This is a genomic window from Arthrobacter sp. MDT2-3 (assembly GCF_059090465.1).
In genome coordinates this window covers 1-21,182 of record NZ_JBNHFS010000006.1, presented here as the reverse complement: position 1 = coordinate 21,182, position 21,182 = coordinate 1, and the positions used below count along the sequence as shown (strand labels likewise).

General features: G+C 62.4%; 21 protein-coding genes and 2 pseudogenes. 14 read left to right on the top strand and 9 right to left on the bottom strand.

Annotated features, from left to right (window positions below; translation table 11 throughout):
* Positions 1-142 precede the first annotated feature (142 nt).
* Genes AC5RUQ_RS16845 through AC5RUQ_RS16830 form a run of 4 tightly spaced genes read left to right on the top strand, consistent with a single transcriptional unit; the run spans position 143 to position 3,263 of the window.
* Positions 143-574, top strand: a complete 432-nt coding sequence (locus tag AC5RUQ_RS16845; RefSeq protein ID WP_493948473.1) for a LexA family protein — start codon at positions 143-145, stop codon at positions 572-574.
* Between the two features lie 10 nt (positions 575-584).
* Positions 585-1,865: a Y-family DNA polymerase gene (locus tag AC5RUQ_RS16840; protein WP_493948472.1), complete on the top strand. Its 1,281-nt coding sequence runs from the start codon at positions 585-587 to the stop codon at positions 1,863-1,865.
* A gap of 38 nt (positions 1,866-1,903) precedes the next feature.
* Positions 1,904-2,215 carry a hypothetical protein gene (locus AC5RUQ_RS16835; protein ID WP_493948471.1) on the top strand — a complete coding sequence of 104 codons (312 nt, stop codon included), beginning with the start codon at positions 1,904-1,906 and terminating at the stop codon, positions 2,213-2,215.
* Between the two features lie 25 nt (positions 2,216-2,240).
* Positions 2,241-3,263, top strand: a complete 1,023-nt coding sequence (locus AC5RUQ_RS16830; RefSeq protein WP_493948470.1) for an ATP-dependent DNA ligase — start codon at positions 2,241-2,243, stop codon at positions 3,261-3,263.
* Here AC5RUQ_RS16830 and AC5RUQ_RS16825 read toward each other — a convergent pair.
* On the bottom strand, positions 3,260-3,403 hold the full coding sequence (locus tag AC5RUQ_RS16825) for a hypothetical protein (RefSeq protein WP_493948469.1): 144 nt from the start codon (positions 3,401-3,403) through the stop codon (positions 3,260-3,262). The genes AC5RUQ_RS16830 and AC5RUQ_RS16825 overlap by 4 nt on opposite strands.
* 9 nt (positions 3,404-3,412) lie before the next feature.
* Positions 3,413-4,129, bottom strand: coding sequence for an SOS response-associated peptidase (locus AC5RUQ_RS16820; protein ID WP_493948468.1), 717 nt, complete (start codon positions 4,127-4,129; stop codon positions 3,413-3,415).
* Between the two features lie 167 nt (positions 4,130-4,296).
* On the opposite strand from AC5RUQ_RS16820, the gene AC5RUQ_RS16815 reads away from it, so the two are divergent.
* Positions 4,297-5,085, top strand: a complete 789-nt coding sequence (locus tag AC5RUQ_RS16815) for a DUF2382 domain-containing protein (RefSeq protein WP_493948467.1) — start codon at positions 4,297-4,299, stop codon at positions 5,083-5,085.
* Between the two features lie 59 nt (positions 5,086-5,144).
* Here AC5RUQ_RS16815 and AC5RUQ_RS16810 read toward each other — a convergent pair whose 3' ends face one another.
* The 4 genes from AC5RUQ_RS16810 to AC5RUQ_RS16795 form a co-directional block, all read right to left on the bottom strand.
* Positions 5,145-5,432 (bottom strand): hypothetical protein, encoded by a 288-nt coding sequence (locus AC5RUQ_RS16810; protein WP_493948466.1) that lies wholly within the window; start codon positions 5,430-5,432, stop codon positions 5,145-5,147.
* A complete protein-coding gene (locus AC5RUQ_RS16805) occupies positions 5,401-5,871 on the bottom strand; it encodes a hypothetical protein (protein ID WP_493948465.1) in 471 nt (156 codons plus the stop codon). The genes AC5RUQ_RS16810 and AC5RUQ_RS16805 overlap by 32 nt, the downstream gene beginning before the upstream one ends.
* A 241-nt stretch (positions 5,872-6,112) precedes the next feature.
* Entirely contained in the window at positions 6,113-6,322 is a 210-nt protein-coding gene (locus tag AC5RUQ_RS16800; RefSeq protein ID WP_493948464.1) for a hypothetical protein, read from the bottom strand.
* 1,258 nt (positions 6,323-7,580) lie between these two features.
* Positions 7,581-8,201, bottom strand: coding sequence for a hypothetical protein (locus tag AC5RUQ_RS16795; RefSeq protein WP_493948463.1), 621 nt, complete (start codon positions 8,199-8,201; stop codon positions 7,581-7,583).
* A 1,274-nt stretch (positions 8,202-9,475) separates the two neighbouring features.
* On the opposite strand from AC5RUQ_RS16795, the gene AC5RUQ_RS16790 reads away from it, so the two are divergent.
* A complete protein-coding gene (locus AC5RUQ_RS16790) occupies positions 9,476-10,117 on the top strand; it encodes a class I SAM-dependent methyltransferase (protein WP_493948462.1) in 642 nt (213 codons plus the stop codon).
* A 33-nt stretch (positions 10,118-10,150) separates the two neighbouring features.
* On the opposite strand, the gene AC5RUQ_RS16785 is transcribed toward AC5RUQ_RS16790, so the two are convergent.
* Positions 10,151-10,582: a hypothetical protein gene (locus AC5RUQ_RS16785; protein WP_493948461.1), complete on the bottom strand. Its 432-nt coding sequence runs from the start codon at positions 10,580-10,582 to the stop codon at positions 10,151-10,153.
* A 90-nt stretch (positions 10,583-10,672) separates the two neighbouring features.
* On the opposite strand from AC5RUQ_RS16785, the gene AC5RUQ_RS16780 reads away from it, so the two are divergent.
* Complete coding sequence (locus AC5RUQ_RS16780) at positions 10,673-11,134, top strand: hypothetical protein (protein ID WP_493948460.1); 462 nt, start codon at positions 10,673-10,675, stop codon at positions 11,132-11,134.
* Positions 11,135-11,283: 149 nt separating this feature from the next.
* Positions 11,284-11,784: a hypothetical protein gene (locus AC5RUQ_RS16775; protein WP_493948459.1), complete on the top strand. Its 501-nt coding sequence runs from the start codon at positions 11,284-11,286 to the stop codon at positions 11,782-11,784.
* A gap of 109 nt (positions 11,785-11,893) precedes the next feature.
* Here the strand turns inward: AC5RUQ_RS16775 and AC5RUQ_RS16770 are convergent, their stop codons facing one another.
* Positions 11,894-12,163, bottom strand: coding sequence for a hypothetical protein (locus tag AC5RUQ_RS16770; protein WP_493948458.1), 270 nt, complete (start codon positions 12,161-12,163; stop codon positions 11,894-11,896).
* A gap of 590 nt (positions 12,164-12,753) precedes the next feature.
* Between AC5RUQ_RS16770 and AC5RUQ_RS16765 the strand changes: the two genes are divergently transcribed.
* The 3 genes from AC5RUQ_RS16765 (at position 12,754) to AC5RUQ_RS16755 (ending at position 16,781) form a co-directional block, all read left to right on the top strand.
* The gene (locus AC5RUQ_RS16765) at positions 12,754-13,347 is read left to right on the top strand and encodes a dihydrofolate reductase family protein (RefSeq protein ID WP_493948457.1); all 594 of its coding nucleotides are present in this window, start codon (positions 12,754-12,756) and stop codon (positions 13,345-13,347) included.
* A 166-nt stretch (positions 13,348-13,513) separates the two neighbouring features.
* On the top strand, positions 13,514-14,146 hold the full coding sequence (locus AC5RUQ_RS16760) for a dihydrofolate reductase family protein (RefSeq protein WP_493948456.1): 633 nt from the start codon (positions 13,514-13,516) through the stop codon (positions 14,144-14,146).
* Positions 14,147-14,288: 142 nt separating this feature from the next.
* Entirely contained in the window at positions 14,289-16,781 is a 2,493-nt protein-coding gene (locus tag AC5RUQ_RS16755; protein WP_493948455.1) for a PEP/pyruvate-binding domain-containing protein, read from the top strand.
* Here AC5RUQ_RS16755 and AC5RUQ_RS16750 read toward each other — a convergent pair.
* Positions 16,750-17,613, bottom strand: coding sequence for an alpha/beta fold hydrolase (locus tag AC5RUQ_RS16750; protein ID WP_493948454.1), 864 nt, complete (start codon positions 17,611-17,613; stop codon positions 16,750-16,752). The genes AC5RUQ_RS16755 and AC5RUQ_RS16750 overlap by 32 nt on opposite strands.
* A gap of 371 nt (positions 17,614-17,984) precedes the next feature.
* On the opposite strand from AC5RUQ_RS16750, the pseudogene AC5RUQ_RS16745 reads away from it, so the two are divergent.
* The 3 genes and pseudogenes from AC5RUQ_RS16745 to AC5RUQ_RS16735 form a co-directional block, all read left to right on the top strand.
* Positions 17,985-18,557: pseudogene (locus AC5RUQ_RS16745) on the top strand (recombinase family protein); the annotation flags it as partial.
* Positions 18,558-19,135: 578 nt separating this feature from the next.
* On the top strand, positions 19,136-20,101 hold the full coding sequence (locus AC5RUQ_RS16740) for a hypothetical protein (RefSeq protein ID WP_493948453.1): 966 nt from the start codon (positions 19,136-19,138) through the stop codon (positions 20,099-20,101).
* Between the two features lie 90 nt (positions 20,102-20,191).
* Positions 20,192-21,182, top strand: a pseudogene (locus AC5RUQ_RS16735) (hypothetical protein); the annotation flags it as partial.

Here is a 21,182-nt window from a genome sequence, read left to right as displayed (position 1 = left end):
TGTCCCCGGTTGTGGGCAGCGGCCCGCCCGCGGCATCGCGCGTGCGCATCCTGCGGCCAGTGCAACATGATGGAGAACACCCGTTGTCAGCCCTGGCGCGTACACTGATTAACTCGAACATATATTCGAATAAAGGTGTGTTGTGCGCGTTATTGTCGGTCCCCGTGTGATAGACGCGGGTGTTTCCTTGTTGTCGGTGCTGGTGTCCCCGGTGCCGGTCGCGGCGGGGTTCCCGTCGCCGGCCCAGGACTACTTCGATGGCCGGATCGATCTGAACGCGCACCTGATCAAGGACATCACAAGCACCTATGTGGTGCGGGTGTCCGGGGAATCCATGGAAGGTGCCGGGATCAGTGACGGCGATGAGCTAATCGTGAACCGAGCGCTGGAGCCGCGCGACGGGGCAGTGGTCGTCGCGGTCCTGGACGGGGAGCTGACGATCAAGCGGCTGCGGATCACCCCGACAGGGGTGGTGCTGCAGGCGGAAAACCCGGCCTACCCTGACATCCAGGTCCCGGCACTGTCGGACCTGACCATTTGGGGCACCGCTATCCGGTGTTTGCATCATGTCTAAGCCGGCGCTAATGCGGCACATGCCGCAGATCGCGCACGTGGACGTGAACTGCTTCTACGCCTCCGCGGAGCGGGCGTTCGACCCTTCCCTGGAGGGCAGGCCCGTGATCGTGCTGTCAAACAATGACGGCTGCGCTGTCACCCGCTCCCCCGAGGCCAAAGCCCTCGGCATCGGCATGGGCGATCCCTGGTTCAAGCTCGCCCCGCGGGCGAAGGAATGGGGCCTGGTCGCACTGTCCAGCAACTACGAGCTGTACGGGGACATCAGCGCCCGCGTGATGGAGCTGCTGGGCCGGTACTCGGCCTGGCTGGAGGTCTACAGCATCGACGAGGCCTTCCTCGGCGTCAAAGGCACCCCCGCCGAGCTGGCCGCGATGGGCCGGTCCATGAAAGCAGCGGTCCGGCGGAATGTTGGAGTGCCGGTCTGTGTCGGGATCGCACCGACGAAGACGCTGGCGAAGCTGTCCAACAAGTGGGCGAAGAACAACAAGGCCTTCGCCGGGGTGTGCCACTGGGACTCCGTCCCCGCCGCGGAGCGGGAGGCCTTGCTGGGGCGGCTGTCCGTGGAGGAAGTGTGGGGCATCGCCGGGCGGCTGACCAGGCGGCTGAACGTGATGGGCATCTTCACCATCGCCGACCTGGTCCGGGCCGACCCGGTCGCTATCCGGGACAAGTTCAACGTGGTCATGATGCGTACCGTCCTGGAACTGCAGGGAACCCCCTGCATCCCGATGGAGGAGGAACGGATCGGTCGGGACCAGCTGATCTTCTCCCGCTCCTTCGCCAAACCCATCACCACGGCCACGGGGATCCGGCAGGTCATGAGCGTGTACGGGCAGCAGGCCTCAGCCAGGCTGGCCAAACACGGGCTGCAGGCCAAGGTCCTCACCGCTTTCGCCGGAACCTCGCACTTCAACCCCAACGAAACCTCCTACCCCTCCGTGTGCGTGCCGTTGCCGATGCCCACCGCCGACCCGGTGATCCTGACCAAAGCCGGCCACGCCCTCCTGCCCCGGATCGTCGAAGGCATCCGGTACGCACGGGCAGGGATCATGGTCACCGACCTGCGCCCCACCGGCAACCAAGCTCCGCTGTCCCTCTTCGAGAACCCACACGAGGAACGCCACATCGGAACCCTGCTCGAAGACGTCACCCGTAGGTACGGCCGAGGGTCCATCGGCCTGGGTCACGGCGGGATCCGGGGCGGGCCGGACTGGACCATGAAACGCGACATGCTCTCCCCCAGATACACCACCCACTGGGACGAACTCCCCCTCGTCAAAGCCGCCTAACGGCTGCTCTCTGCACCACCCAGAAAGACAACAAGCACATGACCATCACCCACGAAGCCCCTACCCTCAATACCTCGGTGGACGTCCGGTTCACCACTGCCGGCACTCCCCTGGCCGTCCGCTACGACGGACGCATCTGGGCTGTGACCGAAGAACCTGTCCACTGGTTCGCCAGGGACTCATGGTGGGAGACCCGCCGAAGCGTCCCGGTAGGCGTCGGGAACGTCGTAGACATCGAACACTGGCGCGTTCAGGTCCGCCAAGGGTCCGACTCACCGCTGCGGACCTTTGAACTGCGCCGCAATCCCCTCTCGGAGCAGTGGCTGCTGGAAGCCATCACTGACAACTAAGCCCGGCCATGCGTAGCGTAGGGCCATGGACCACGTAGCCGGGCTACCGGCCGGACTCGCCCCGCCGGTGAAAGTCGCCTTGGCGCGAGCCATCCCAGAAATGCCACGCGGTGACGCATTGCCCGGCAACCTCTCCTACGAACCCAAGTGGGACGGCTACCGCTGCATCTGCATTCGGGACGACCACGGCGCCACGCTATGGTCCCGTCAGGGAAAGGAACTTTCTGGATACTTCCCTGAACTCTGCTCAGCGGTCGCTGCGGCCGTCCCGCCGGGATGCGTGATCGACGGCGAAGCCGTAATTTGGAGCCAAGGACGGCTGAACTTCGACGCCCTGCAGCAGCGCCTGGGCGCAGGGCCAAAGACTCTCCCCGGGCTGATCTCCGCAACGCCGGCCAGCTACGCGGCTTTTGATGTCCTGGCCGTGGCAGGGCATGACGCAAGGGACCTGCCTCTGAGCGGCCGCCGGGCGCTCCTGGAAGAACTCACCAGCAGCTGGGAACCGCCGCTGTCCCTCTCCCCCACCACCACGGACCGGAGTGTTGCCGAGCAGTGGCTCGAAGAGCTCCCGCATACCGGGATCGAAGGGCTGGTCATCAAGGGGACTGACCAGCCATACACGCCGGGCGTCCGTTCCTGGTTGAAGCTCAAGCACAGGGAGACCCTGGACATCATCTGCGGCGCAGTGATCGGGCCGATCACCCAACCCTCAGAAGTCGTCGCCGGCCTCATCCTGGACGGCGAACTGCGCATCGTCGGACGCTCCACACCACTAAAGACAAGGGAAAGCCGGGAACTGGCACGATGGCTTCGCCCGCCAAAGGGTGAGCACCCTTGGCCGGCAACAGTGAAAGGTACGGCCCTGGACAGGTTCAACAGGGACAAGGAGCCCGTGGCCCTGACACTCGTGGAACCCGTGGTTGTTGAAGTTTCCGCCGGCACTGCATGTTCCGGAAGGTCCTTCCGGCACCCCCTACGGATACTCCGGGCCAGGCCGGAGCTAACCCCGGCCGACGTCGTCCTCCCGGACCGTCTCGACTCAGGTTAGTCCTTGCGGATGGCTATGAGGTTTTGGCCCTCTTCCAGAAGCGCGTACAGGTTTTCCCGTGCATCCTCATAGGTGTCGCCCTCGGCCTCAATGTGGTTGTGGCTGCCGTCCGGGTTGGTAATGGTGCCGGTGAGTATCACTGCACGAGTCTATTTCGCTGCAGGCTCAGCGGGCTCGATGAGCTCCGGTCCGTTGTTGCGCACACTGTTGACCCGAGGGCTGACAATCCGAGGTGTCAGGGTCGGTTCCGGCAAAGAGTCCAGCAGGTGCTGGATGCCGTCCTTGTCGGTCAGGTCCGGGTCCAACCATTCAGCGAACCGGTCCCGCGGGATGATGACCGGGGAACGGTCATGGACGTGCCCCAGCGCGTCCTGCGTCGTCGTAGTGAGCACCGTGCAGCTGAGCAGCCACCGTTCCGGGTCGTCCTCAGGCAGAGATGGGTCTGCCCACCATTCGTACAGGCCAGCGAAGCCCAGCAACGGCTCCTTCTCTGAGTACAGATAGTTCGGGATCTTCTTCCCGTCCTCGGTCTTCTGCCACTCGTAATAGCCCTCGGCTGGGACGATGGCACGGCGTTTCACAGCGGCCTTCCGGAATGACGGCTTTTCAAGGATCGATTCGCTGCGGGCGTTAATGAGCTTGGAGCCGATTTTGACGTCTTTGGCCCAGGACGGGACCAGGCCCCAACGGGCGATGAGCAGGTGCCGGTCAATCGTACCCGCATCCAGACGTTCGGCAACGATCGGCACGTTCTGGGTTGGTGCCACGTTCCAGCTCGGCGGCGGTGGGTTGACCTCCACTTCTTTGGCCTCAAAGTGACTCAGAAGGTCGCCGGTGGCCTTGGCCATTACGTATCTGCCGCACATGAGGCCATTCTGCCTGATCAACCCCGGCAACCTGCTGGCACAAGGAACGGCCCGGCATCAAACGATTCCCCGGGTTCGGCGCTGCGCTTGCCAGCCCAATAGTAAGTGTGCTTAGTATTGATGCAGGGGGAAGCAATAGCCTCAACACCAATCCAAGGAGACACGGTATGTTCGCCAAGGAAAACATTGACGCCCTGCTCAACGCCGGCGGAAACGTCCTCAGCGGTGATGGGGACAAGATCGGTTCCATCGGCCAGGTCTACGCAGATGATGAGACCGGTCAGCCCACCTTCGTCACCGTGAAAACCGGGCTGTTCGGCTCGTCCGAATCGTTCGTCCCGCTTGAGGGAGCACGCACCGAGGGCAACGACATCGTTGTGCCCTACAGCAAGGACCAGGTCAAGGACGCGCCCCGCGTCGCTGAAGACGGCCACCTCGAACCGGGCGAGGAAGACCGACTGTACGCCCACTACAACCTCGGCGGAGGCACCTCATACACCGGCACCACGGCGGGAACCCGCACAGCCGACACCCGCGAACGGGCCGGCACAGTCGGACACGACACATCAGGCCCCACGACCGATGATGCGATGACCCGCTCTGAAGAGCAGCTCCACGTCGGGACCGAAAAGCAGGCCGCCGGCCGGGCCCGGCTTCGTAAGTACGTCACCACCGAGAACGTCACCAAGACAGTTCCCGTGCAGCGCGAAGAGGTCCGGATCGAACGCGAACCCATCACCGACGCGAACCGCGGTGCAGCCATGGACGGCCCCGCGATCAGCGAAGAAGAACACGAAGTCGTCCTCCATGAAGAACGCCCCGTGGTGGAGAAGGAAACTGTCCCGGTCGAACGGGTCCGCCTGGACAAGGACACCGTGACCGAGAACGTCACCGTCAACGAGGAAGTCCGCAAGGAAAACATCGAGACCGACGGACTCGACGACAACCGCCGCTAAACCAGACTCCTAACAAGGGCCCGGGTACTACCCGGGCCCTTGGCCTGCCCGCATATTCCTCAGCGGTCCCTGCGGCGGCTCTCATCGACGGCAATTTCGTACCAACAGATGGCAGACGGTTCCGGCGCAGGAGTATCAAGGTTCCGGTAAAGGGCGTCCAGGAGTCCTGCTAGATCCTCCTGCGACATGGCGGCCGTGGCCTTCTCCGGCCCCCTTGGATCACCAAGAACCTTCAAGAGTTGCGCATCGGTCATCGCCTGCTGTTCCGGCTTTGCGGCGCCGGAGCCTTCCTGGTGTATCCCCAGCACGTAGCCCTTACATCCGGCCCGCGGCAAGGTCCGGGTCATCATCACGAGTCTTGCTGCCGGTCTCCTGCTCGGCCAGCGAGGGCGAGGTTTCTTCCCTGGATGCCTGCAAGGAGCGCCACGCGCCCGCGCCGGCCGCCACGGTGAGCAGCAGCCCGCCGATCCACCACCATCTCCTGGCCGCCGACCGCCCCGCTCCGTCCGGCGCGGGAGCCGTGACTTCAGCAGCTGCTTTCGGCCCAACCCGCTTCAACTGTTCCTGAACCCGCGGCGTCAGTGTCTCGACACCGCCCGCAAGCTCGTCCGCGAGCCGGCGCAAAACCGTTTGCAGGCGCGGGGAGGCGGTTTCGATGCCGGTATCCAGCCCGGCTACCGCTCTTTGCAGGGCAGCCTGCACGCCGGGTGTGGCCCATTCCCTGCCCCTGGCCAGACGGGCTGTGAGGTTCTCCAAGAGATGATGGACCTGTTCGGTTTCAGTCATTGGTTCTGTCGTGCGCATGGGTGCCTCCTGTTTGCGGTGGATGCCCATAGCTTAGGGTGGGCAGCACCAGAGGAATAGGCTGTACCGAAACCATTTCACACCATGAATGCCTTCAATCGGCTGCACGATCTGGTGGCCGAAAATGGCAGACATGAACTGTTCGCGATGAGACTACCCGGCCCTCGCGGCAGCCGCGCTGACCATGCGGCACGACTCCCGCCGGTTGGGATAGCGGATCTTCCTAGGAAACTGACGGACGATGTTTGGCTGCAAGTGCGGCGAGGTCGCGGATCAGCCGCTGGACCTCATGTTCCCGGCCCTTATAGCGCGGGGTTTGTTGCGCTGCGCGGGGTTTTATCCAGCGGCTCTTAGGTGGAGCGGGAACAGGAGCGACCGTTGGCGGCTCCACCGACCGCGCTTCCTTTGCCGCGAGCTGAATATTCATACCCATACGTCCCCCTTGACGTAGTTGTTTCTGCTGCCCTGTAGAGCCAACCCTAGGAAGTCAGAGGACTAGGCGGAAGCGCGTACGTCGATCTTCGGGATTTATTGCCTCGATCTTGAGCTTCACTCCGCCGCGGGGATCTTTCCGGCAATCACCCACCGGATGCGGAGCCGGCGACGGCTGGGGGAGGCGTTCGTGGTCTCAGGCGAACGCCGACGCCGCCGGCTCCGGTCATCACCATACGGCCCTTACCTTGGGATGCGCTCGAGTAATTGGTACGCGTTTCGTAAATCCGAGGTACCTGCCCAAAGGCCGAGCACCGGGCCGGCGGAAGGTTTCCCGATTCTTCGTCGCCGCAGTGTCCCCCTTCCTTGGGGGGACACCTCTCCGCGGAGGCACCTTGCCTGCTGCCCATCCAGCCCGTGAAAGCAATGTGCCGCTACATATGGCCCACCCGCTATTGCGCCATGAGGCAATGGGGTCCAACGGAATACACACATACCCGCGATGACGTCGAGTCCTAATACGCCAAGTCCGCGGCTTCTGAAACGACGGGTTTCAGGTTCAGGAACACGTCGAGGACGGGGGCGCCTCCCTCCAGTTCAGCGTTGTCGGAATTGCTATGCCAATGAGCACACAAGGTTTTACGCTGATAGCGGTTAGAGGAAGGCCCAGCCGATGATGTACCTGATCTGCCCTGAGATGGTGCTCCGGTGGATCGACCTACCGGCAGCTGTGTGCTTCGAGGCCGTGGAGATGGGGTTGGACCTCGCGGCTTTGTCTTGGCGGCCGTCCAGGCGCCACTGGGATAAAAACACTCTTCCCTTGGCGCTGGGGCACGGGGCCGCTTGCTCGGCAGGGATCGTCGTTTCCGCTGAAGTGCATGGTTCCGTCGATAGGGTAAAAAAGCTGCAGGGCTCGTACCTGCAGCTGCGACAGGCTCTGGTCAGCCCAGTTATGGCCACGACTGCAATCGACATCCGTTCCACGCAGTGGATAGCAGTAGAGGGGAGCCTGGATAGAAGGATCCAACTTGATTGGGCTGACGCCCTTTCGAGGGCCAGAACAGAGGCTGACGTGTTGCTGGCTCGGGAACCACAACCGGACCTGGTGGAACACTGGAAGCGGTTGACGGCCTCACGGAAGGGCCAGATCCGCACTTGCCGCAGCGGCGCAGATTGAGTCAGCACGGGCCCCTGCATGAAGGCTTCTAGCAACTGTACTGACCGTAAGTACCGAAACTGAATGGGCATGGCGTTTGACATCAGAGCGCGTCCAATACGTCCGGGTTGCTGGATTTATGCGCAGGGATGTGGTCTGGTTTGGGACTTCCGGTACGGGCATGAATATTCCCCAGGCGCCAAGCAGCAACGAGTGCTGCTGCGAACTGGGCCGATAGCCACAGCACCGACACCCCTGGTAGCGCGTAGAGCTGGGCAGCGGCTGCGGCGGGCACTACTGCGATAGCTGCTGCCAGGACTGCAACAGCGGTTGCTTCCGCCTGATGCTCTCCGGCCCGGCAAACGCCATAGTAAATCTGCGTCACACAATTCAGGACCAGTGCCGGGACCAGTAACGGAAGTAAGACCCAGTGCGGGGCGTACTGAGAGCCGAGCATTTGCAGGATAAAGGGGCTTGCTCCAAGCAGGACCCCTCCTGCTGCAAGGGTGAGGAGGAGGCTGATTCGAAGCGCCCGTACAACCAGGCCCGGATGATGGCCGGGGGCCGCGAGCTTAGTCTGCAGGGAAAAGCCGGCGGACTGTGGAACGAAAAAGACTGCTGTTGCCAGCATCCAGACGACGTACCAGGCCGCAGTGGCTGAGGTGCTGAGTGTAGCGGCGATGATGAGAGGCAACACGTAGCCGGGCGCTCGGTCAGCGAGCATGAGGGGATAGTTCCGGAGTGCGGGACGGAGTAAATTCAGGATTTCCCGAAGCCGTAGGGCGTTTTTGGCCCCGGGACCAATGCCAGCACGGTATACCTGTAGCAGTCCAAGAAGTACGCTGGCTGCGGCTCCAGCGGCGACCGCGCCGACGACGGTGATGAGGCTGCGGTATCCGCCGGCCAGGCAAGTAGCCAGAACGGCCAACTGGACGAGACTCTGGAGCAAGCTGCGCATCAACGCCAAGTGGGCTTGGCATTGAGCAGCATGGATATGGTCAAGCTGGTAAGCCGTGGTAGCGAAAAAAGCGGCAGCCAGAAACGCCGCCGCTGCTGTTGGATCAGCCCAGGCCTGGCCGACCCCAGGACCGAGGGCACCAGTTATTGTGAGCAGCGCAGTCGCGACTATGAGGGATGAGAGCCCTACAGTGAGCAGGCTTGTGGTTATCAACCGACGCTCTTCGGTTTCCGCGGGCAGGAGGGTCAGTATGGCCGGGCCAACACCAAGCATCCCTATTTGAACTGTCAGCAGCGCCGCCGCGACGACCGCGGAAGCTAAGCCGAGCTCAGCCGGGGCCAAATGAATTGCAGCCAGGGCCCAAAATAGAAGGCCCGTGACCATGGGCACGACACGGGCTGCGGTTAACCAGATCGTGTTGCCGCCCAGAGAGAGTACTTTAGCCGCTGGGCGCACGGGCTAACCCCCTGGCCATCACACAGTAGTTATGAAGCAAGAACCCGGCCCAGGGGGGCAAGTAGCGGGGGGCGCTTATCAGTGCCAGGCCGGCATCGAACTTGGGAGCTGGATAAAGATACACAACTGCCTCACCATTTGCTTCATTGCATGGATATCAAATTGGCCAGTAAACACTCCATCCCTCCGGAGCGCCACACCAGCGCTCCTACGGATATGGTCAGGTCGCTGGCCCAGCAACTCAGCAGCCATAACTTTGCCGTACCCCGCAGACTAGTGCCTGCAGGGGGAGAAAAAAGCAGTAGTGAGTACTCATTTCTGTTGCGTGCGCTTACCCGCGTCATGCAACTTTTTACTAGCGCGCACACCCAGGCAAACCAATGGCCGTGTCCCACTTTCTTGGAACTGGGACACTCCTGGTGTTCCGCGCAGACGTATTTGGAATGGGCGCCGGATCTCCGTGAATGGCGCGTAATCTTGCTGTCTCGTAGTGTTTTCAAATCTCGCCCCCTAATCCCCCGTCACAAGGGCGACTTCGGAACGGGGCCGGCAGCGGAAGAACCTGGCTTCTCCGGGAGGTTGATATGCCCCAAACCAGCAACGAGGACATCACGAGAGCCTTCAACAAGAATGCCCGCTTTTATGACCGGTGGATGAACTTCTTCGAGCGCTATATCGCCGATGGGGCCCGGGACTGGGCCGTGTCGATGGCTCACGGGGAGGTAGTCGAAATAGGGGTGGGTTCGGGCCTGAACCTCCCGCTGTACGGCCCGGGGGTGGAGCATGTGACCGGGTTTGACCTCTCCGAAAAGATGCTCGCCCTTGCGTGCAGACGCGTAGTGGAAAAGCGAATCAACCGCGTGGAGTTACATCAAGGTGACGCGCAGACCCTGGACCTGCCCTCGGAAAGCGCAGATACCTTCATTTCCACGTTCACGTTCTGCACCATCCCCGATCCCCTGGCCGCCAGCCGTGAGGCCTACCGTGTACTCCGTCCGGGCGGGGTATTCGTCCTGACCGAACACGGGCGCTCCACCCGCGCCCTGGCTCGCAGCATTATGAGGGCAATCGAACCACTAAGCATCCGCGTCAGCGCCGAACATATCACCCGTGATCCTGTGCCGTACCTGACGGGCGCGGGCTTCACCATTACCGAAGTTCAGCGCGGCGGACCTGGCGGCATCGTCTTTCGGATACTTGCCCACAAGCAACCACTCAGAAAGTAAGAGTAATGGGACGATCGGTGGTGGAGCGCCAGGTTATTGGTCGCGGGCTCCATTTTCCGAATCGTCATCGGGGCGGGCCGGAACGACATCTTGGTCCCTAGGGGAACCATTGGCTTGGTCGGCTGCGGTGCCGCGCTGGTGGGCTGTTCCGGCAGCTCCGTAGTCCCCCTCGGCGTATTCACCACTTTCCTGCAGGTCAGCGTCGGCGTCTACCGATCCGGCATCTCCATACTTACCCTCGGCGTATTTACCGCTTGCCCGCGCGTCAGGGCCAGCGTCTACCAATCCGGCATCTCCATAGTCACCCTCGGCGTATTCACCACTTCCCTGCGCGTCAGCGCGGGCGTCTACCGACCCGGCGTCTCCGTAGTCACCGGTTACGTATTGTCCGCTATCACCTTCCACAGCAGGATTCGGCGTGCTGATGTGACGTTCCCGGGGATCGGGCTCGTTGTTCTTCGACATCAGGGTTCCTTTCTGGAAGCAGTGCGCCGGAGTAGCGTGTGTGGAAATTTATCCATGATTAGTGCCTGGCGACAGTGCTCTTTGGCAGAGATGAAAGTCCTGAATCGGCAGCTTCAGGCGCGGGTGCTAAGCGTAAGCGAGGCGGCGGCTACCAGCGATCATGCCGGGGCTCTGGAGGCTTTGGACAACCTTGAAGCGGAGCTTTCCTCCGCCGCCGGCAACGGCCACGTAACTGACGAACGGCGCCGCAACATCATGACCATCATCACTGCAGTCCGGGCCGCGTTGACTGTGGAGATTGAAGCCGCCGAGGCCGCGGCCGCGGCGAAAGCAGCCGAAGATGCAGCAGCTGTAGAAGCGGCAGATAAGGCCGAAGCAGATGCGGCCGCCGTTGAACAACCGACAGCGCCCGTGCCTGCGGAACCGGCAGTGACAGTCCCGCAGGAAGGTGCTTTGCCTGTGGAGCCAGCTCCCGTGCCGGAGCAAGAACCAGCACCCAGAGACGAGAAAAGCAACGAGGGCAAAGGTAAAGGCAAAGGCAGTAACGACTGAAGGAAGAAGGCGGAACCAGCCGACGCCGGTTGGAACAGTCGGCAATAACCTTAGCGGGTTATATCGGCGTAAAAGGCGGTGCTTGCCGGTTGCTGGCTGAAAAAGCATGAAGGTTTTACCTTGATAGCGGTTAGAGGAAGGCGCGGCCCATGACGTATCTCGTCTGCCCAAAAAAGGTGACCCTTTGGATCGACCTTGCCGCAGCGTTGTGCTTGGAGGCTGTAGACATGGGGTTGGATCTCGCCCGGTTGTCCTGGCTCCCCTCGAAACGGCGCTGGGATGACGACACTCTTCCGCTGGCGCTGGCGCACGGTGCCACTTGCTCGACAGGAATTATCGTTCCCGCGGAAGTTTATGGTTCCGTTGACAGGGCCCGGAAACTGCTGGATGCCTACCTGCAACTGCGGCAGCCCATAGCCAGCACGCCCGCGGGAAGTATCGCCGCCGACATTCGATCCACTCACTGGGCAGCGGTAGAGGCTAACCGGGACAGGGAAATTCGGCGGGAATGGGCCCATGCCCTCTTGAAGACGAGAACGGAAGCGGACATGCTGCTCTCCCAGGAACCACGACCAGAGCTAGTGGACCACTGGAACCGGTTGACCGGCTCGCATGAACGGTCCGGTCAACGCATGAGAAGGTCGAAGTGAGCGCCATCCGCGTATCGTGCGCTCAGGCTGGTCCTGAGCGCACGTCGAAAGGAGCGACGGATTCTGTCAGCGGTTTCGAAGCCCACACCCTCGCAGCAAACCCCAGGGCTTAGGCGTGCTTTCCGGGCTGCGTTGCATCGAAGAACTGCAAGGCCCCGCTGGCTTCATTCGCGCCCACGCCCGTTCCCTTTTCACGGATAAAATCCAGATCCTCACGGGAAAGGAGGATCTGGCCGTGCCCGTCGACTTCGACGTGCCCCGCGGAATTCTGCTGAATCAGGGCGGCGACAGTGCGCGGCACCACCACACATCCCGGATTATCCAAGAGCCACTGACGCGTCTCTGAATCCAGTCGGTCCCACTCGTCTTTGAGTGCCATCTCGTCCTTCACCCTTTCCCGTTTCCCCAAGAGCCCGCAACCGGAGCGTGGAATCCCGCTAAGAGTACGTCCCAGGGCACAAGAAGAACAGTGCCACTCCACCACATCCGGACACACCGGGGGACAGGAAGCTGACTCCCAGCGGTTTGAACCGGAAGCCAGCTACCCGGACGTGTGTTCCCCCCATTCGCCAGCCTCGCACCAAAGGTCGACGAACACCCGTCACGCAAATCCTCCTGCAGACATGAACTCCCAGTCAACGCAGCGACAATGTTCTCGTGATCGGACCCGCTCACGTAAAGCCGCAGGTCAGCGCGCTATGGCCCACAAAAAATCGACATGCGGTGGCGCCTGCAGTCCTATAGGTCAAAGTGGTGATCAACCTCTTCATTGCCGCGGGTGCACGCTTCTCAGAGGCTACCCCGAGTCGTCCCCCTATTGAACTCCTTCATTCCTGGTGCAGGCTCCGGGAACGGTCGCACTTCCCTGGAAAGGTATCAGCTCCTTACGCGGCCTTCTCCGGTCTAGGGCTTGATGGCGCAGATGCCCCGGCGTAGAGTCCACGACGACACGGGAGGCAGGAGCAGGTTATGGGGCAACTGATCGTTCAGGACTTTGTCAGCGCCGACGGTTTCGCGGCCGATGCCAACAACGAGTTCACCTTCTATGAGCATCTGGACGGGGGCACGGCCCAATTTGACCGCAGCCAGCTGGAATGGCTGAAAACAGTGGACACCATGGTCCTCGGGGCAAACACCTATCGTATGTTCGCCGAGTACTGGCCGACACCTGCATCCAAAGATGAAATCATCGCGCCAACGCTGAACGGGCTCCGCCGCATCGTTTTCTCCCGCAGCCTAACCAAAGCCCCCTGGGGAGACATGCCCGAGGCGGCCATCGAATCCGGCGACCCCGTCGAAGCGATCAGGCGGATCAAAAACGAGACCGGCGGCGACATTATTGTCTGGGGCAGCCTTACCCTCACAGGGACGTTCTTGGCCGCGGGTGTCGTGGACTGGGTGAGGCTGGTGGTGATGCCGATTGCCGTAGGCGCCGGCCGGGGCGTTTTTCCTCCCGGGCAGGACCCGAACGTGCTGAACCTTCAAAGCGCAACACCGTATGACCAGGGACTGGTCGAGCTGGTGTACGAAACCCGGGCCAAAAAAGACGAAAAGCGCCAGTAACGGGCTGCCCTGGCGGCCGCTGCTGCCGTCCCAATCCCGGAAGGTCCGCGCAGTCACGTTCGACCCGAGCTGATCAAGTCAAGGCACCAGGGCGGGCCGACGCCCCAGGAACTGGGTGGTCTACATCCCACGCTTGAAACCTATGGCCAGAGAAAGTGAGCAGAACATGGACTTGAAAGTCACCATGAACGTCACCGTTGATGGCGTTATGCAGGGCCTTGGCGGGCCCGATGAGGATCGTCGGGGCGGTTTCGAACGCGGTGGTTGGGCCGGTCCGCTGCTGGACCCCGAGTCCCGCGGCTACCTCAACGAGGTATACGGCAACGCCGCGGCGTTCCTGTTCGGCAGGTGGACGTATGAGGTGTTCGCCCGATCGTGGGGTTCGGGGATGGGTGACCCGACGGAAGATCCCGTCGCTGGGGCGCTGAACGACCGCCAGAAGTACGTGGTGTCCACCAAGCTCTCAGACCCGCAATGGGAACCGACCACCGTCCTGACCGGAGACATTGCATCGCAAATTAGAAAGTTGAAGGAGGAAGGCGAGGGCGACCTCGTTGTGCCCGGCAGCCTCTCACTGGTCCGCTGGTTGCTTGCCAACGATCTAGTGGACCAACTCGACCTGGTTGTCTACCCGGTGGTGATCGGGCAGGGCAATCGGCTGTTCCCTGATTCCGGCCCGGACTACAGGCTCGAGCTGGTCCAGTCGTACGCTACGTCCCGCGGCCTCGTCATCCAGAAGTACCGGCCCGCCGGCAGGCCGGAGTACGGGGTAGCTGCCGCGACCTGGGCCGACACGTAACCCATCCGGGAATAGCGAGCGGCAGTGAGCCGCTCGTGACCGTGTCCGGGGAAAGTCCCCTCTGGAGGTGCGTGGACATCAAGGAGCGGGGGTTGCTCAGGGAATGGTCGGGCCGATCCAAACCTCGACATCAGGGAGCGTGATGACTGAAAAATTCACGGGTGCTCTTTCAGACTTCGGCGCCGGGGATCTGGCGGTTGCTGGAGGGAAGGGCGCGAACCTCGGCGAACTCGTGCGCAACAGTTTCCCTGTTCCTTCTGGGTTTGTCATCACCACCTCCGCTTACACGGCGCTGTTGGCGGAATCCGGGTTGCGTGCCGAACTGGAGAGGTGGATAGATGCTGAGGACGGCGGGGCGCGGATCCGGGCATTGTTTACTGAAGCGCGCGTTCCGCGGAGGGTCTCTGAGGACATCGCTGCTGCCTACGCAGCTTTGGGCGCCGGGCTGGTGGCTGTGCGTTCCAGTGCCACCGCCGAGGATCTGCCAGGTGCCGCGTTTGCCGGGCAGCAGGACACGTTCCTGAACGTTGTTGGTGAGCAGGCCGTGATCCATGCAGTAGTGGAATGTTGGACCTCGTTGTGGACGGACCGGGCCATCGCTTACCGGCAGCGCCAGGGCATCGACCCGCATCAGGTCTCGATCGCCGTCGTTGTGCAGGACATGGTCCCCGCCGATACTGCCGGTGTGTTGTTCAGCGCGAACCCTGTGACAGGACAACGGGGTGAAATCGTGGTTGATGCCAGCCCCGGGCTGGGTGAGGCCGTGGTTTCCGGACGCGTCACGCCGGAGCATTACGTTCTGGACAGAACCGGCCGGACGCGATCCTTTACCCCGGGCGGGCACGAAGTCATCATCAGCCCACATTCAGCCGGGGGAACCCAGGAAATCGCAGGCACAAGCGACCCGCGCCCGACCCTGAGTAAAGAGCAATTGGCGGAACTCGCGCGGCTGGCTCTGCGGGCACAGGACCTGTTCGGCCACCCGCAGGACATTGAATGGGCAGTAGCTGGGGGCCGCGTGTACTTGCTTCAGGCACGCCCGATGACAGGTCTGCCGCCTGGCCCCTTACTCCTGAACAGGTTCCAACGCCTCACAGGTCCGGTCTTTCTGGAGTTGTTCCAGGTCCGCCCCTATCCGCTGGATGTCTCCGGCTGGATACGGCGCGGAATCCTGCCCATGCTCCATGGGATGGCAGGAAGCGTCGGAGTCATCTTCCCATCGGTCAACGACCTGTTACCTGAGGAAGATGGGGTGGTGATCCGGCTGGTTCCGCCCGTGCCTCGCCCCACTCTGCGCACCTTCGCCGGCCCGGTTTCCGTGGCACGGCGCGCCCGCCGATACAACCCTGCCCACTGGACCGAGGACATCAGGTTCACGACATTCCGGGAAAACATCCGGCACCTCGCGGGACAGGACCCGCGACCCCTGTCATGGCAGGAGGTCGTTGGGCTCGCGGAGGACGCCTTCACCACGATGCACGGGATCACCGAGCTTCGAATCTCCTACCTGCCAGGCGCCTTCGTTCCCCAGTTGAAGATGCGCCTGATGCTCATCTTCTTGGGCAAGAAGGGCCTTGGCCCTGCACTCATCGCCGGCGCGGAAACACGCACCAGCCAAGCCAACCGGGCCCTGGAGGAACTGGCCGATCAGGTCCGGTCCTGCGCCGGGCTGGCCAAGGCCTTCACGGAACTGGCACCAGCTGACCTGCTCCCCCGACTGGAGCACGACCCGGAATATGAAGAATTCCACGCAGGTTTCCAGGCTTTCCTCACCGAGTACGGGCACCGCGAAACCGTCAGCATAGTGCTGAGCAGCTCACCGACCTGGTCTGATGCCCCCGAAGTGGTCCTTAGCCTGATCACATCCATGTTGGGCGAGCGACCCCCGGCCGCGGACCAAACCGGCCAGGCACTTGCCGAACTCAAGCGGCATCCCGCCCTCAAGATCCCGGCCGTCCGCCAGCAGCTACTGCCCGCGGTCAACGCCGCGAAGACCGGGGTCGGCTTCCGCGAAGACAGCCACTTCTACGCCACCATGGTGCTGCCGCCGCTCCGCCGCGCACTATCGGAACTGGGCAGGCGACTGTGCGAGGCCGGGGTGCTTGATGATCCAGCCGACGTGCATCATCTGCGCTTTGAAGAGCTGGCCGGAATGGACGACGGCGCCGCGCTTCCCGCAGCAGAGCGGGAACGATACCGCCGCCTGGTATCGGCCAGGGCCGCGAAGCGCCGCGATCTAGAATCTATACCGTTGCTGGATACGGCCACACTGTTCCCACCAAACCCTCGCAGCCAGGACGCCCTGGTTTCCGGTGTTCCGGCCAGTCGCGGGCAGGCCACCGGAAGGGTAAGAATCATCCGGGCACCACACGAATTCGGGTTGCTCCGCAGCGGAGAAATCCTTGTATGCCCCTATACCAACCCCTCCTGGACTCCCCTGTTCCAGCGCGCCGCCGCCGTCATCGTGGACGCCGGTGGCATCGGTTCCCACGCCGCCATCGTCGCCCGGGAATATGGCATCCCAGCAGTCATGGGCACAGCAGCGGGCACCCGTACCCTGTACGACGGCCAACCAGTCGTTGTTGACGGCACCCGCGGGCGCGTCACTGCCGCTGATCCTGAGCCGGGGGCGTGACTGTGCCGGATGCCGACAAAACTGTCATCCCGCGTGCGGTATCGAATGAGCTGTGGAAAAAGTCTGCAAGTGTTTCGGCCATCACCTTGGGTTCCCAGCCGTGATTAGCAGCACGAATGACTCGCTTGTGGGCGTTGGCCCGGTTATCCACAATCGAGTCGGCGGCCGTGTGCATGACCGGTAAAGTCTGCTCGCCCACAAGGGCGACGGTGGGCTGGTTTATTGCTGACCAAAGCTGGGCGCGTGGGGCCGATTGTGCCCAGGCCAGTGCTTCGGCGTCTGCTGAGAGGCTCGGGCCCAGCTCCAGCATCACCGGCCAGGCGGGACTGTTCCGAGCGCCCTCAATCCACTCCGGGGGCATGTCCTTCATGTAGTACTCGATCGTGCCGGTGCAGTCGCCTGCCTCGATCCGCTCACGGAGCCCAGCGAAAAACTCAGCCCCGTCCGTTCCGTTCTCCGTTCCGAGCGGCACTTCCCACAGAGCTAGCTTTGTCACTGCAAGTCCAGCGGCCGCGGCCGCAAGGCAGATTGCCCCACCGGATGAACTGCCAAACAGCGCCGCTTGGCCGCCATTAGCTGCAGTGAGCGCCGAAAGATCCTCGATCTCGTTCCGAAGGGTCAACGAGGTCGCGTTGGCGCTCTCTCCCCTTCCACGCCGGTCGTAATTCACAATCGTGAATCCCTCATCGGCAAGAAGCCGTGCCATTTCCACAGTGGCGGGATCGAAACCCCGGAATTGCATGGCTGCGGCAACCAGGATCACAACCGGGCCCTCACCCAACCGTTCATAGGCGATGCGGGTACGGTCATGTGATGTGAGGAATTCAGACATTCAACATCCTCCTTTGCCGCTTAGTCCTTAGAAACACAACTACAACTGGACCAGAACTTTCAAGAGTTCGCTCATGTCTGCTGCTGACACCTCAACTGCCGCTAGGCGCTCATCGGGCCAAGCGAAGAATATCTCCCACCAATCAACGGTGAGCGTGTATGCCCAGCTCTCCAACCGCCGCTAACGTCACGTCCCACGTCCTTAAAACTGGGACACCTGTGATGGGACATTCCCGGACGCCTCTCGATCAGCCAGGTCCTGCGTAACCCAACTGTCCCGTATGTTGTTCCAAAACCCCCGCCACAATGGCCCGTCACAGAGACAACTTTCGGTACGGTTTTAGCGTGGACATTGGGTAGGCGCGTGTATCAACGGTAGAGCAGGATCTTACCCGGCAGTTGGATGCCCTTACGGACGCCGGCATTGAGACAGTCTTTTCAGATAAGAAGTTAGGGGCGACCCGGGACCGCGCGGGGGTTCCAGGACGCTTTGCGTCATGCCAGAGCCGGTGACGTGCTTGTATTCCCACGCTTGACCGGCCGGGACGGACGGTGCGGGACACACTGAACCTGGTGTACTTGCTCAAGGAACGCGGTGTGGGTGTCCGGACGCTTGCTGATCCCCTGCCCATCGACACGTCCAACCCGGACAGCTCGATGGCGCAGCTGGCGGTTGTCATGCTTGCTCTCTTCGCGGAGATGGAACGTACCTACGCCGCCGAGCGGGCCTCGCATGCCCGGGCGGTGGCGTCCGCCAACGGGCGCCGCGCGGGACGGCCTTCAGTGATCGGCGCCGGTAAAATCGAACACGCCGCCCTGCTGCGGGACAAGGGCTTCTCCATGAAGGAGAATACTGCCAAGACCGGGCTCAAACGCACCACGCTGTACCGGCATCTGCCACCCCGCTCCCCCACCCCGGACCAGGTGACTACTGATGCTCTTTGACACGACACGCTGAGTTTTACCCTCACCTATGGCGGAACGTTGATCGTGGCGTTGCTAATGTTTCTCGGGCATATGGCCGCGGCTGGAATCCTTCTAATTTGTGCCGGGATTATCTGGTTGACCGCGTACCCCGTGCAGGCTATCGCACGGTCATTCAACCGAAACGACAGCGCATGAAGTGGGGCATGGCCTGTCAGTGCGCTTGAGGGATCAGGTAGCACCTTCCGATGACAGCGGAAGCAGGAGCCGGTTTAATCCCACGTAGTAGGGGGCTCATTTGTAATCTCCACCCCGAAAAGAGCGGCAGCAGCCGGGCCAGCGGCGGAAACGGGAGCCCTCCGTGAACAGGGTCAATCCCCCGTCGTAGGCCCTTATCACCTCAGAGGGGCCTCGTATTCCCGTAGGTACTGCTCTGGGTGGCCGTCAGGAATTCACCTGTCCCGGCAGTTCGAGCCCCACTTCCAAAAGGCGAAAACGGTTCGTTCACAAATTGTTCTCGGGAGAAGTTGGACATAATCAAGGGATTAGTTTTATTCTGAGACCGTTGTCTACGCAGACATTACCGGGGGGTGGTGCACATGACTGGAGCTCGTTCTGGCTGGCGTGCCCTCCGGCCCGTTCTCCTGGCAGGCGCCGCCACGCTCACGTGGCTGACCTTTTCCTCTCCAGCCGCCAGTGCAGACACTCTTTCGGATTCTTCCTCGCTGTTGGGCAGCGCGACGTCCTCGGCGTCCTCACTGACGGGGACGCTGAACGAAACCCTGCCTGCCCTATCGCGGATTGCAGAACACGACCCTGCTCCCGCAGCTCCTCACAACGGTCTGCTGCAGCCGGCAGTGGTGCCCGTGTCCGGGGCCGTAGATGACCTCATCACTTCAATACCCCTGGTGAACCATGTGGTGCCGGCTGGCACCGTTTCCGTCGTTACGGCCCCGGTCACAGCGGTTGCCGATGACGTGGTCGCCGGTGCAGTCGGCACTGTCGTTCCGCCCTTGGTGGATGCTGTTCCCGTCCTGGAGCCCGTCGTTGAACCCGTCACTGACCTGGTGGCAGGTGACGCTCAGTTGCCTGAAGCGCTTCCGCAGCTTCCAATCGCACCTGTAGACGAAACAGCTGGAGAAGCCAGTACTGCCAGTGCCGATGACCTAACTTCAGCCGCGATCGAGGACGCCTCAGCGCAGGTTGAATCTGCCGACAACGCCACGGACTACGCAATGGAAACAGACAAGTCCGTTGTCAGCGCGGTTTCTCCCACTTCCGGGGCATCTAACTTTTCGCTTTCTGCCGTTGCGGGCACGGGTTTGCAACCGCTGAGCAGTGATCTTTCCCTGCCTTCGGACAGGCTCCCTTATCCGGCCCAGGCTCCTACGCCCCCTGCCTCAGGCAGTGGCGGCAGCTCAGCATCCGCGGCAGGTCCCGGTCCGGCGGCCTGGGTGGATTCCTTTAGTCTTCAGCTTCCCCTGACGGGCACCATCCCGCTGGGTGATTACTCCGAACATGCTCCTTCACCGGTGTCTTTTGACCCCGGTTCCTCTCCTGACTAGTTGAGGGCCCTTCTGCCCGTCTGTGGCAGAACACGGCCACCGGGTTGCTGATCCAGCGCCCCAAACTCAACTTCTTCAGGAGACACCACCATGAATTCCAACCTTCGCAGAGGGTTGCTCGGCACCCTCTTTGCCGGCGGGCTTCTTGCCCTTAGCTGCACGGCGGCAAACGCTGCAGATACCCCCAGCGCCCCGGAAACCACGCACACCGGCCTCGCAGTCGCCGCAGACGTAAACCTCGGCCTGGGCCACCTCACCGAAACTGGCAGCAGCAACGGAACCATCGCTGACGCTGCTGTAGCAGCCGACGTAGCCCTTAATCTCGGCCTCGGGAACCATGCAGGCACAGCCAGTCCTGCCACCGGGGCTGACGCCGCCATTGCCGCAGATGCGGCCCTGGCTCTCGGCAACGTCACGGGCACCAATGGTGCCCTCGCTGACGCTGCGGTTGCCGCAGACGCAGCAGTTGTTCTCGGCAATGAAACGGCTACCGGGACTTCCGGTAATCTCCTTGACGCGGCCGCCGCGGCTGACGTCAATCTTGGCCTGGGGAACGTGACGGGCACCGATGGTGCCCTCGCTGACGCTGCGGTTGCCGCAGACGCAGCAGTTGTTCTCGGCAATGAAACGGCTACCGGGACTTCCGGTAATGTCCTCGACGCGGCCGCCGCGGCTGACGTCAATCTTGGCCTGGGGAACGTGACGGGCACCGATGGTGCCCTCGCTGACGCTGCGGTTGCCGCAGACGCGGCGCTTGTTCTCGGCAACGAATCGGGTACGGATGGCGCTGGAACCCTCGTCCCGACCGCCGATGTCGTAGCCGATGTAGACCTCGGCCTCGGCCTGGGCGGCACCAACGGCACCGGCACCACCATCCCCACCACCGACGTCGTAGCCGACGTAGACCTCGGCCTGGGCCTGGGCGGCACCAACGGCACCGGCACCACCATCCCCACCACCGACGTCGTAGCCGACGTAGACCTGGGCCTGGGCCTGGGCGGCACCAACGGCACCGGCACCACCATCCCCACCACCGACGTCGTAGCCGACGTAGACCTGGGCCTGGGCCTGGGCGGCACCA